Below are 12,294 nucleotides of genomic sequence, written 5' to 3'. Positions count from 1 at the left end.
GTTTATAAACAGAACATCACAATCAAAGGAAACTGATTCATGTCCCCATTCCTGACCGCCTATTTCGCCCGCATCGGCTGGACGCAACCGACACGGGTGGATATCGATACCCTGCGAGCGCTGCATTTACACCATAACTGTGCGATCCCTTTTGAGAATATTGACGTCGTGCTGCCGCGAGAAATCCAGCTTGACGATCGGTGCCTGGTCGACAAGCTGATCGCCGCCCGTCGCGGAGGATATTGCTTTGAGCAAAACGGCCTGTTTGAGCGGGTATTGCGTGAAGTCGGCTTCACGGTGCGCAGCGTGCTGGGACGCGTGGTATTAGCGAGCCCGCCGCAAATGCCGCCGCGCACGCACCGCCTGCTGCTGGTTGAGCTTAACGGCGAGCGCTGGATTGCGGACGTGGGGTTTGGCGGCCAGACGCTGACGGCGCCAATTCGTCTGCTCGCAGGTGAGGAACAGGAAACGCCGCACGGCCTGTATCGTCTGCTGAGCGAGGGTAACGACTGGGTGCTGCAGTTCCGTCACCACGAGCACTGGCAGTCGATGTACCATTTCGACCTGACGACACAGTATTTCAGTGATTACGTGATGGGGAATTTCTGGTCGGCGCACTGGCCGCAGTCGCACTTCCGCCATCATCTGCTGATGTGCCGCCATCTGCCGGACGGCGGCAAGCTGACGCTGACCAACTTCAACTTTACCCACTGGCAGAACGGTCACGTGGAGGAGCAGATCAACTTGCCGGATGCTGAGGCGCTTTACCAGTTGATGCAGAAACGCTTTGGGCTGGGCGTTGACGATCCTAAGCACGGTTTTTCACTCGCAGAATTGACGGCGGTGATGGCCGGGTTTGAAAGTCACGGGAAATAACGTCGCTTGCTATCAGCCACGAAATTCGCGTCGATAGCGGGAACGCGAAGTATTAAGCAGATTATTAAAGTGACGGCGCAAGGACGTTGTCGAGGGAAAACCGACACGCTCGGCAATATCGTCAACCGGCCGATCTGTTTTTTCGAGGTAACGTTGCGCGACGGTGATGCGTTGCTTGAGCAGCCGGCTCGAAAAACTCTCCCCGTTCGTTTGCTGAAACCGCCGGGTAAAACTGCGTCGGCTCATACAGGCCTTTTCCGCCACGCAGTCCAGCGTGAGTGCGAACTGAAGATTCTCTATCCCGTTGGCATTCCGTGGTAGGTTTTCCTGCTGCAACACGGCATGTTGCAGTCTTAATTGCCCGATGGCGGCTACACTTTACCAGGCCTGGAAAGGTTAAAACTGTAGGCCGGGTAAGGCGTAGCCGCCACCCGGCACCTGTCACAAATTGCGCTTAGCGAATAAGGATCGTTTTTCCTTCGCCATCAACCGATCGGGTTGGAATAACATAGCGATCAATGCCAATTAGTGTGCAAAACAAATCTCGGGTAAATATTTTATTTCCGAAATACCACGAATGGGATGGCATGCCTTTAATCCCTGCGGGTTCATCCTGCTCGAGAATAGCAGAATCACTTTCTAGTTTTTCGTAATACTGCGTGCAGTCTACATTTATTGCGTTTGAAGGTGCATTCTCAGGAAGACCAACACGCCCAACCCGAGGCGCTACGCCGACGCGTTTGACATTTGATATATCCAGAGCCTGGTCGCGACGGCTGGAATAATTAGTGAGACGAATGCCATGACGGTAAATCGAATCACTTCGCGGGTCAGGGTTTGACATTACGCTGCTCGATACATCGCCTGCGACGAAAATGATCTGACTCACTTTCCAGGCACTATTTGGCAGGTTAGTATCATCCGCATCATCAAATGCTTCAGTGAGCACATAAGCCCCAGTTGAATGGCCCAGAACATGAATATTGATGGGACAGTCGGGTTTTTGTTTTTCTGATACGTAGGAAATTCCTTCTGTCATAAGGCGCATTGCAGTAAGTTTTGCCTTGTGACGGTCAGGTAAGTAGGCCAGCGCCTTATCATCACTTGGCCAGTCAAAGGAAACCACTATTCCTTTAAAACCAATATCAGACAATCCGTTTGCCAAAAGCCTGTGTCGCTCGATCACTTCGCCCTCGCTCATGTTGTAACCATGAACAGAAAACAGTAAGTCCCCGCGCTTTTCACCTTTCTCGTTTCTCCACTGCGCGCCTTGTATAACCTGATCAAACCATTTTTGCTCAGGAATGGCATGGTCGGGGCTGGGGTCCTCACCATCAGGAACAACCAAATAGCTTGTACCACCAATGTCGGCGGTAAATTTACCTCTTGTTGCTTTACGAACAGACATAACATATGAAGGCATGATTTAATCCCACGTTGAGTAAAAAGTTATCTTTGCTTGTAATGGAGAAAATCTACTCAAATATTGTCTTATTTACTTTTGGCTAAATTGTCCTTTTTATAGGAAGGGCAGTATGAAGTGTATATGAGAACGCGAGTGAATTAGTTCAATATTTTTCTTTTGTTAAGGAATTTGAGGTAGCTCTCATTATTTCTGATAATGCGATAAATATTCATGGCATGAATGGGTGTGGAAGGGGACGCGAAAATTAAGAACCTGTGCTACGCAACAGGCGCTTAATATATGGGTTAAATAACGACTCTGGATGATTAATTCAATTCAAGGTCGATCAATTTATCAATATGCCTGTTAAACGCGACCTCATCCATTTCGGGCATGTTTAAGATATACATCCCGTCAAGACCACACACCAGACCAATCAAGCGCCAGGCGATATTTTCCGCCCGATCGCCGGGACGAAATACCCCGGCCTCCGTTCCCGCGTTAATCAGCGCCACCGTTTCCTGATGCCACATCTCCATGGTCATCACATAGGCACCCTTAATGTCGGCATCACGGCTGGCCAGGATCTGCGCTTCACGCCAGAGACGAATATAAGGCTCGAACCTGCCGTCATCGCTGCCGAGCATGGCATGAAGCTGTTCCCGCCATCCGGCCTGTTCACCCGCAACATCCGCATCCAGCAGTTCGCGGATTAACCGTACGAAGGCCAGCGATTTTAACTCCCCGCCGGAGGTAAAATGATGGTGAACCTGTCCGGTCGCGACGCCGGCTTCAGCCGCAACGCGGCGTACCGTCATTGCCGCCAGTCCTTCGGCCAGCGCCACGCGCATGGCGGCCTGTAAGATGGCTTCGCGCCGTTCATCCTTGCTCAGATATCGCATCGTTACTCACTCTCAATGGGAACGAAACGAGTGTAACAAAAAGCTGGACACGCGTTCAACTTTACGTAGGATCGCAATCTGGACATGTGTCCAGGTTTAAAATGAAAAGGAAATTTATGTTTCGTCAGTGGTTAGCGTTAGTGATTATCGTGCTGGTGTATATCCCGGTCGCGATTGACGCGACGGTGCTGCACGTGGCGGCGCCAACATTGAGCATGACGCTGGGCGCCAGCGGTAACGAATTATTGTGGATCATCGATATCTACTCGCTGGTGATGGCGGGTATGGTGCTGCCGATGGGCGCCCTGGGTGACCGCATCGGTTTTAAACGGCTGTTGATGATCGGCAGTACGCTGTTTGGTCTGTCATCGCTGGCGGCTGCGTTTGCCCCCTCAGCAGGATGGCTGATCGCGGCGCGCGCCTCGCTGGCGATCGGTGCGGCGATGATTATTCCGGCCACCCTGGCAGGGATCCGCACGCTTTTTACCGACGCGAAAGATCGCAACATCGCGCTCGGCGTCTGGGCGGCGGTCGGTTCCGGCGGGGCGGCGTTTGGCCCGCTGATTGGCGGTATGCTGCTGGAGCATTTTTACTGGGGATCGGTGTTTTTAATCAACGTGCCGATCGTGCTGGTGGTCGTGTCCCTGGCCGCGCGTTTTGTGCCCCGTCAGCAGGGCCGCCCGGAGCAGCCGCTGAATATCAGCCATGCCATCATGCTGATTGTGGCGATTTTGCTGCTGGTCTACAGCGCCAAAACCGCGCTTAAGGGCGTACTGTCGCCGTGGCTGGTGGCCGCCGCGCTGGTTACCGGCTCGGTGCTGTTGTTTATCTTTGTGCGTATTCAGCTTCGTGCCCGCGTACCGATGATCGATATGCGTCTCTTCTGCCATCGCATTATTCTGAGCGGCGTGGTGATGGCGATGACCGCCATGATTGCCCTGGTCGGGTTTGAGCTGCTGATGGCCCAGGAGCTGCAGTTTGTTCACGGCTTTACGCCGTTTGAAGCGGGCATGTTTATGCTGCCGGTGATGGTCGCCAGCGGGTTCAGTGGGCCGATCGCGGGCGTGCTGGTTGGGCGATTAGGGCTACGCATCGTCGCGGCCGGCGGCATGGGGCTCAGCGCCGTCAGCTTTATCGGCCTGTCGACGCTCGACTTCAGCACGCAGCAGTGGCAGGCGTGGGGGCTGATGGTGCTGCTCGGCTTCAGTGCCGCCAGCGCGCTGCTGGCCTCGACTTCCGCCATTATGGCTGCCGCGCCGAAGGAGAAAGCCGCCGCTGCAGGGGCGATTGAAACCATGTCCTATGAGCTGGGGGCCGGGCTGGGGATCGCCATTTTTGGTCTGCTGTTGACCCGCAGCTTCTCGGCGTCGATTGACCTGCCGCAGGGGCTGAATGCCTCGCTCATCGATAAAGCCTCGTCATCGATTGGGGAAGCGATGAAGGTGGCGCAGGATTTGACGCCGTCCCTGGCGGAGCCGGTGATTGAGGCGGCGAAAAGTGCGTTTATTACTTCCCACAGCGTGGCGCTGGGCAGTGCGGGCGGCATGCTACTGTTGCTGGCAGTGGGGATCTGGTTTAGCTTGGCGAAGGTCAATCCGCAGTAAACCGCGCGGTAAAACAGGGGCAGCGGTTGGCGCGGGCGGGGCAGATGAGCTATGTTTTTTAAAGGATTATCTGACTCTTGCTGAAAAATATGAGCCCGCGCCACAGCAGTGAACCGTCCCAACCTCTCTCCCGGTTAACCCTGCTTGCAGGGGGCGCGCTGGGTGTTGTTTTTGGTGATATCGGCACCAGCCCGCTTTATACCTTCCGGACGGTGCTTTCGCTCTCTGAGCATGACCCGACGCCCGACGTCATCCTGGGCCTGCTCTCCCTGATTACCTGGACGCTCATCCTGGTGACCTCCATTAAGTATGCCGCCTTCGCCATGCGAATTGATAATCATGGCGAGGGGGGCATTATGGCCCTGATGTCGCTTCTGGTGGAAAAAGGCAAAGGCGGTCGCTGGGTCATTTTTGCCGCCCTCATCGGCGCCGCGTTGATATACGGTGACGGCGCGATAACCCCGGCCATCTCCGTGCTTTCCGCCCTGGAAGGGCTGGAGATGGTCATCCCGGAGTCCCAGCCGTACATCTTACCCCTCACGGTTGTGGTGTTGCTGGCGCTGTTCCTGATCCAGCCTTTTGGCACCGCCCGCATAGGGAAGATATTTGGCCCGGTGATGGCGCTGTGGTTCCTGGCGATTGCGGCCCTGGGCGTGCGGGGGATCGTTCAGCATCCCTCGGTATTGTTGGCCCTTAATCCTGCTTACGGCATCGCGTTTTTGTTTTCGAACGGGTACACCAGTTTCCTGGTCCTGGGGGGCGTATTTCTCTGCGTGACAGGTGCCGAGGCGCTGTACGCCGATATGGGGCATTTCGGTAAAAAGCCCATCTGGTTTGCCTGGTACGGCGTCGTCTTTCCTTCGCTGCTGCTCAACTATGCTGGTCAGTCAGCGCTGATTCTGGCCGGTGCCGACAGCAAACAAAATCTATTCTATACGCTCTGTCCGCCAGCGCTGCAGGTGCCGCTCATCATTCTTGCCGCGCTGGCGACGATCATTGCCAGTCAGGCGATTATTACCGGCGCTTTTTCCATGACGCGTCAGGCGATTCAGCTCGGCTGGTTACCCCGGCTACGTATCAAACAGACGGCGGCAGAAAGCTACGGTCAGATCTATATCGGGATAATAAACTGGCTGCTGATGGTGGTGACGATAGGGCTGGTGGTGTTCTTTAAATCCTCCGACAAGCTTGCCGCGGCGTACGGCATTGCCGTGTCGTTAACCATGCTGATGACGACAGGACTGCTGTTTGTCGCTATGCGGGAAATATGGCGCTGGAGCCTGTTCAGCAGCGGGGTTATCGCCCTCTGTTTCCTGACGATCGATGCCACCTTCTTATTTGCCAATCTGATAAAGGTCCTTGAGGGCGGCTACATCCCGCTGCTGATGGCCGCCGCCATTTGTACGGTGATGCTGATCTGGCATCGCGGCGTGCAGGCGGTATCCGCGTCGGTGGGCGAGAAGGGCGTCAGCGTGGATGCGTTCTTTGCCCAGCTTCAGCAAAAGACGGTGCCCAGAGTGACGGGCTCTGCTGTCTTTTTGACCCGCACGCAGAACAATATCCCACCGGTAATGCGCTGGCATGTCGCGCGAAACCGGGCGCTACAGCAGGACGTGTTGTCGCTGACCATTGATATTCTCAACGTGCCCTACGTCGGAGAAGAGCAGCGTATCAGGGTGGAGCAGCGCGCGCCGGGCTACTGGCACGGCGTGGCGCAATATGGCTTTATGGAACACCCGGACATCCCGCGTTTGTTGCAGGGCGTCAGCGAGATTAACGCAATTTTTGCCACGGACGACGCCACCTGGTATGTCGGGCATGAAACCATTGTGGCAGGCGAAGGCGGGGCCGGTATGGCGGCCTGGCAACGACACATTTTTGCCTTCATGAAGCGCAACTGCACGCACGTCATCAACCACTACCACCTTCCCAGCGATCGGGTGGTTGAAATCAGCCGCCGCGTTGCCGTCTAGCGTTGCGCGAAAGCAGGGGCTGCTTTCGCGCCGTTCTAGCTCTCCTGGGCCGCGGACAGGACGCTGTGCAACAGCACGTTCGCCCCTTTCTCGGACCACTCAGGGAGGATCCTTTCCGCTTCGTTATGGCTGATGCCTTTCACGCAGGGGATAAAGATCATGCTGGCAGGGGCAATGTTGCTGACATAGCAGGTGTCATGTCCCGCACCCGAGACCATCGGTTTTGACGAATAGCCCAGTTCTGCCACCGCCTTCTCCGTGCGAGCCAGACATTTTGCATCAAACGCGATGGGCGCGTAGTCAAAAATGCGCTCAACGAGTGCCGACACGCCGCGCAGGCTCAGGCTTTCAGCTACCTTATGCAGCGCTGCCTCCATGGCTTCCAGTGCCGCCTGCGCCGGATGGCGAAACTCCACGCTGCATACCACGCGAGACGGCACGACGTTGCGCGAGTTTGGCGTAACCTGCGCCATGCCGATCGTCGCACGTCCGTCCGGCGTATGCCGATAGCCAATCTCTTCCACCTTCAGCGCCAGTTCGGCGAAGGCCGTCAGCGCGTCGCGGCGGCTGTGCATCGGCGTGGTGCCCGCGTGGGCGGCAAATCCGTCCAGCGTCAGGGTAAACCAGCGCTGGCCCATTGCCGCGCGGACGAGCCCGATATCCAGGGCTTCGTCTTCCAGAATCGGTCCCTGTTCGATGTGCAGCTCGTAGCAGGCGTGAACCGGAAACGCGCGGGCAGGGGCTTCACCCCGGTAGCCAATGTTATCCAGCGCTTCACCCACAGTGATGCCATCGTGATCGGCGCGGGCATGAGCGTACGCTTCGCTAAACTGCCCCGTCCAGACCCCTGAAGCAAGCATGGCTGGCGCGAAGCGCGCGCCTTCTTCGTTGGTCCAGTTAACCAGCACGATGTCACGCTCCGTCTCAACGTGATGGTCATTGAGGGTACGCAGCAGCTCCAGCCCGGCCAGCACGCCGTAAACCCCGTCATAGTTCCCGCCCAGTGGCTGGGTATCCACGTGCGAACCGGTCATGACCGGGGCAAGCTGCGGGTTTTTTCCCGCGCGGCGGATAAACATATTGCCCATGCTGTCGACGTCACAGGTAAAACCGGCGTCCAGCGCCCAGTCGCGCAGCAGGTTACGCGCAACACGATCTTCCTCGCTTAATGCCAGACGGGTGACGCCACCGGCAGGCGTGCCGCCGATCTGCCCCATCATCTCAAGCGTTGACCACAGCCGTTCGGCGTTGACGCGAATCATGGCTTGTCCTTGCTGCTGCGGTAGCGGAAATCACAGCACGCACCGCCTTGCATAATGGTAGTGGTGCGAGTTAGCTCAACGTCCGGCGCATAGCCAACGATGAATTTTTCATCGCGCGCGCAGGAGAGCAGGTGGCCAATCTCGCCCAGCCCCATCTCGTGGTACATCTCGGCGTAGCGACAGCGGGTCACGTTGTAGTTGTACTGCTGGTCGTCGGCGTCGATCACCTTCACGTCCAGGGCGTTATCTTTCTCCCACAGATACTGCAGGGCGATAAAGCTCTTGATGTTCGCGCCGTTGGGTTCTTTGCTGGCAAACGCTTTGCCAGCGTCAATCGCGGCCTGCTCAATGGCCTCGCCAATCACCGCCTGGGCGCGGGCTTTCCCTATCTCGCGCACCAGGATTTCATAAATTGGCTTAATAATTTCGGCTTCAATTTTGCGGCGGGCGAGAATGCCCAGCTCGTTATTATCACTCATCACATTGCCTCGCTGCGTTACTTCGCTTTTGCGCCGCCCAGCACGGTCTGCGGCTGCCATTTGCCGTCGACAACCTTGTAGACCGTGAACGACGGCGATTTCAGGTTGCCCTCTTTATCAAACGCGATCTGCCCGGTGACGCCGGAATAGCTGATGGCGCGCAGGGCAGGCAGATACGCGGAAGGCTCAACGGAGTCTGCTTTTTCCATTGCCGCAACCAGCACGCGGGTGGCGTCATAGGCGAACGGGGCGTGCAGTTCGATATGGGTGTGGTAGCGGGACTGATAGGCCTGTTCGAATGCCTTTCCACCCGGCATCTGGTCAACGGGCAGACCCGGCTCCAGCGCCACAACGCCTTCGCCTTCTTTCTGCGCCAGCTTGAGGAACGTCTGGCTGACGAATCCGCCTGCGCCCATCAGCGTGGCATTCATGCCCAGCTGTTTGATGCGACGGGCCAGCGGTGCGGCCTGGCTGTCGACGCCGCCGAAGAAGATCAGATCGGCGTTTTTACTGCGGATGGCGGTCAGTACGGCGCTGAAATCGACCGTTTTGTCATCCACGTACTGACGATCGACAATTTTCACGCCCTGGGCTTCCAGCGATTTAATAAACTGGTCTGCAAGCCCCTGACCAAATGCGGTGCGGTCGTCGATCACCGCAATGCGTTTGGCTTTCAGGGTATTGACCGCATACTGACCGGCGAGCTGGCCGCCGTCATCGTCGTGTCCCATCACGCGGAAGCTGGTATCAAAACCTTGTTGCGTATAGGCGTGACCGGTCGCGACTGGTGCCACCTGGGCGATGCCTGCATCGTGATAAATGCGAGCCGCAGGAATGCTGGTGCCGGTATTCCAGTGGCCGACCACGCCCGCCACATCACTGTCCACCAGACGCTGCGCGACGGCCACGGCGGTACGCGGGTCAGACTGATCGTCTTCGGACTGCAGTTTGAAGGTGACTGCTTTGCCGCCGATAGTCGGGTGCTGCTTGTTAATGTCGTCAATGGCCAGCTGCGCGCCGTTCTCCAGATCTTTCCCGATACGGGCTGATGGGCCGGTCAGCGGCCCCGCCAGACCGATGACCACGGTTTCGCTGTCAGCGGCCCACGTGGCCGTCGAGGCAAAGCTGCCGAGGAGAATAGCGGCGCTGAGCGCACTAATTTTTACTGTTTTCATTGTATTTCCCTGATGTTGGCTGGTGTGGTTAAACGGGCATTTCGCCCAAATAAATCTGTGCAATCTGGTCGTCGTTAAGCAGCGCTGTCGATTCGCCATGATAAACAATGCTGCCGCTGTCCATCACCCACGCGCTGTCGGTCACTTCCAGCGCGAGCCGGGCATTTTGTTCAATAAGCAGCAGGGCGACACCGCGCTCACGCAGCCCGGCGATCACGGCAAAAATGTTCTCGACCATTTTCGGGGCAAGGCCCATCGAGGGCTCGTCGAGGATCAGCAGACGCGGGCGGCTGAGCAGGGCGCGGTTAAGGGCCAGCAGCTGTTGCTCACCGCCGGACAACAGCCCGGCAAGCTGATGCTGGCGTTCGCCCAGACGCGGGAAGCGCTCGAATATCTCGTTCATTTCGCGTTTAACGGTGACAGTGTCACGCCTTAGCCAGGCGCCCATCTGCAGGTTTTCCAGTACCGTCATGCGGGAGAAGATCCCGCGGCCCTCCGGGACCATCACCAGTCCGTCGCGAAGCAGGGTCTCCGGGCTCTGTTTACGCACCGCTTTACCGCTGAATTCAATACTGCCGCTAAAGCTTTCCAGCCCGGCAATGGCGCGTACGGTGGAGCTTTTCCCCGCGCCGTTCGCACCGATCAGCGTAGCCTGTTCGCCCTCGCGCAGGGTAAAGGAGACGTCGCGTACGGCCTGAATGCCGCCGTAATGCACGTCCAGACGTTCTACCTTCAGTAATTCAGACATGGGCGTTGCCTCCAAGCCAGGCGGCGATCACTGCCGGGTCGCGCCGCACGTTTTCCGGCGTGCCGCTGGCAAGCGTTTTGCCGTAATCAAGGACCGTCAGGCGATCGCAGATGCCCATCACCAGCTTGACGTCATGCTCAATCATCAGCAGGGTTTTGCCGTCATCACGGATGCGGATGAGCAGCTCGCCGAGCGCCACTTTTTCCGCCGCGTTCATCCCGGCGGCGGGCTCGTCCAGCGCCAGCAGCAGCGGATCTGTTGCCAGCGCGCGGGCGATTTCCAGGCGACGCTGATGGCCATAGGCCAGATCGCAGGCGCGATAGTGGGCGAACTGCGCAATGCCGGTATAGTCCAGCCAGTGCCAGGCCAGTTCGCGGGTCTGTTTCTCTTCCTCACGGGCGCGTTTGTGGCGGCTCAGCGCGGCCCACAGGCCGTTACGGGTGCGAACGTGGCGGCCCACCATCACGTTTTCCAGTACCGACATGTCGTTGAAGAGGCGCACGTTCTGGAAGGTGCGCGCAATCCCGGCGGCGGTCACTTTCTCTATGTGTTTTGGGAAATAGGGCTTATCCGCTATCGAAAACTCGCCGCTGTCCGCCGGATAAAGGCCGGTGATGAGGTTAAAGCAGGTGGTTTTTCCCGCGCCGTTGGGGCCGATCAGCCCGTAGATCTCGCCTCTGTTCACGGTTATCGAAACGTCATCTACAGCAGTCAGCCCGCCGAAGCGTTTTGTCATGTTGCGTACGGTTAACAGGCTCATGCCTTCGCCTCCTTGTGGCGTACCGGCCAGATCCCGGACGGGCGTACCAGCATGACCAGCACCAGTGCCAGACCGTAAAACAGCTGGCGCAGCACTTCCGGGTCAATCAGCACCGTACCGAACAGCGCCTGCTGAACCGGCGCTGCCTGGCTGCGCAGCAGTTCCGGCAGGGCGGTAAGCAGTACCGCGCCCAGGATCACGCCCGGAATGTGCCCCATGCCGCCCAGCACCACCATTGCCAGTACGGCAATCGATTCCTGTAACGTGAAGGATTCCGGGGAGACAAAGCCCTGAAACGCGCCGAAAAGCGCACCCGCCACGCCGCCAAAGGAGGCGCCCATCGCAAAGGCGAGCAGCTTATAGTTACGCACGTTGATGCCCATCGCGCGCGCCACATCTTCATCCTCGCGGATGGCGTGCCAGGCGCGACCAATGCGGGAATGCTGCAGGCGCAGGCAGACAAAAATAATCGCCACAATGACCAGCATCAGCAGGTAGTACCACAGCCACAGGGCAGGCACTTTGAAACCAAACCAGTGGTATACGCCGCTGAACTTCAGGCCGAACAGGTTCAACGTATCCACCCCGGTAATGCCCTTTGCGCCGTTGGTAATGTTTACCGGACGGTCGAGGTTACGCATCAGGATGCGGATAATTTCGCCAAAGCCGAGGGTCACTATCGCCAGGTAGTCCCCGCGCAGCTTGAGCGTAGGAGCACCGAGTAAAATCCCGCAGACTGCCGCGACGAGGGCGGCCAGCGGAATAATGAGCAGATACGAGGTGTGTAGCCCGTCCGGGAACCAGACGCCGAGGATCGGAAACACCTCCAGCAGGTGTGGGGAGGCCATCAGTGCCGCGAGGTAGGCGCCGACCGCGTAAAAGGCGATAAAGCCCATGTCCAGCAGGCCGGTATAGCCGACCACAATATTAAGCCCGAGCGCCAGCATGATGTAGAGCAGGGCGAAGTCGATGACGCGCACCCAGTAGTTGCCGCCAAGCTGCGTGGCCACCACGGGAGCAATCAGCAGCGCAAGGCAGAACAGGCTCATGCCTGACCAGAATTTGCGTGTCGTCACCGGGGTCTGGAGTTGAAGTGTTGTCATGGTATTC

At 57.6% G+C, this 12,294-nt stretch carries 11 protein-coding genes and 1 pseudogene; 3 read left to right on the top strand and 9 right to left on the bottom strand.

Annotation, left to right across the window (positions count from 1 at the left end; translation table 11 throughout):
* The first annotated feature begins 39 nt into the window (after positions 1 to 39).
* Positions 40 to 876 carry an N-hydroxyarylamine O-acetyltransferase gene (nhoA, locus tag ACMGGU_RS09985; RefSeq protein WP_252077076.1) on the top strand — a complete coding sequence of 279 codons (837 nt, stop codon included), beginning with the start codon at positions 40 to 42 and terminating at the stop codon, positions 874 to 876.
* A 12-nt stretch (positions 877 to 888) separates the two neighbouring features.
* Here the strand turns inward: nhoA and ACMGGU_RS09980 are convergent.
* The 3 genes and pseudogenes from ACMGGU_RS09980 to ACMGGU_RS09970 all read right to left on the bottom strand — a co-directional run.
* Positions 889 to 1,173: pseudogene (locus ACMGGU_RS09980) on the bottom strand (helix-turn-helix domain-containing protein); the annotation flags it as partial.
* 157 nt (positions 1,174 to 1,330) lie between these two features.
* Positions 1,331 to 2,299, bottom strand: a complete 969-nt coding sequence (locus tag ACMGGU_RS09975) for an alpha/beta hydrolase (protein ID WP_262796287.1) — start codon at positions 2,297 to 2,299, stop codon at positions 1,331 to 1,333.
* A gap of 308 nt (positions 2,300 to 2,607) precedes the next feature.
* Positions 2,608 to 3,183: a TetR family transcriptional regulator gene (locus ACMGGU_RS09970; RefSeq protein ID WP_167210864.1), complete on the bottom strand. Its 576-nt coding sequence runs from the start codon at positions 3,181 to 3,183 to the stop codon at positions 2,608 to 2,610.
* 116 nt (positions 3,184 to 3,299) lie between these two features.
* Between ACMGGU_RS09970 and ACMGGU_RS09965 the strand changes: the two genes are divergently transcribed.
* Complete coding sequence (locus ACMGGU_RS09965) at positions 3,300 to 4,787, top strand: MFS transporter (RefSeq protein WP_090392474.1); 1,488 nt, start codon at positions 3,300 to 3,302, stop codon at positions 4,785 to 4,787.
* Positions 4,788 to 4,876: 89 nt separating this feature from the next.
* Positions 4,877 to 6,760, top strand: a complete 1,884-nt coding sequence (locus tag ACMGGU_RS09960) for a potassium transporter Kup (RefSeq protein WP_420300969.1) — start codon at positions 4,877 to 4,879, stop codon at positions 6,758 to 6,760.
* Between the two features lie 35 nt (positions 6,761 to 6,795).
* On the opposite strand, the gene ACMGGU_RS09955 is transcribed toward ACMGGU_RS09960, so the two are convergent.
* From ACMGGU_RS09955 to ACMGGU_RS09930, 6 genes are read right to left on the bottom strand one after another with little or no spacing between them, the layout of a single operon-like run.
* Positions 6,796 to 8,022, bottom strand: coding sequence for a Zn-dependent hydrolase (locus ACMGGU_RS09955; protein WP_262805194.1), 1,227 nt, complete (start codon positions 8,020 to 8,022; stop codon positions 6,796 to 6,798).
* On the bottom strand, positions 8,019 to 8,501 hold the full coding sequence (locus ACMGGU_RS09950) for an L-2-amino-thiazoline-4-carboxylic acid hydrolase (RefSeq protein WP_047071799.1): 483 nt from the start codon (positions 8,499 to 8,501) through the stop codon (positions 8,019 to 8,021). The genes ACMGGU_RS09955 and ACMGGU_RS09950 overlap by 4 nt, the downstream gene beginning before the upstream one ends.
* A 17-nt stretch (positions 8,502 to 8,518) precedes the next feature.
* Positions 8,519 to 9,676, bottom strand: a complete 1,158-nt coding sequence (locus tag ACMGGU_RS09945; RefSeq protein ID WP_045908804.1) for a branched-chain amino acid ABC transporter substrate-binding protein — start codon at positions 9,674 to 9,676, stop codon at positions 8,519 to 8,521.
* 28 nt (positions 9,677 to 9,704) lie between these two features.
* Positions 9,705 to 10,424, bottom strand: coding sequence for an ABC transporter ATP-binding protein (locus ACMGGU_RS09940; protein WP_420300494.1), 720 nt, complete (start codon positions 10,422 to 10,424; stop codon positions 9,705 to 9,707).
* The gene (locus ACMGGU_RS09935; protein WP_048029857.1) at positions 10,417 to 11,184 is read right to left on the bottom strand and encodes an ABC transporter ATP-binding protein; all 768 of its coding nucleotides are present in this window, start codon (positions 11,182 to 11,184) and stop codon (positions 10,417 to 10,419) included. The genes ACMGGU_RS09940 and ACMGGU_RS09935 overlap by 8 nt, the downstream gene beginning before the upstream one ends.
* On the bottom strand, positions 11,181 to 12,287 hold the full coding sequence (locus ACMGGU_RS09930; protein ID WP_090392480.1) for a branched-chain amino acid ABC transporter permease: 1,107 nt from the start codon (positions 12,285 to 12,287) through the stop codon (positions 11,181 to 11,183). Before ACMGGU_RS09930 ends, ACMGGU_RS09935 begins: the two co-directional genes overlap by 4 nt.
* Positions 12,288 to 12,294: the final 7 nt, after the last annotated feature.

The organism is Enterobacter sp. BNK-8 (assembly GCF_048685095.1).
In the GTDB taxonomy this organism is placed as follows: Bacteria; Pseudomonadota; Gammaproteobacteria; order Enterobacterales; family Enterobacteriaceae; genus Enterobacter; species Enterobacter quasiroggenkampii.
The sequence above is the reverse complement of the archived record's forward strand: the minus strand, read 5'-3'. Positions and strand labels throughout refer to the sequence as shown.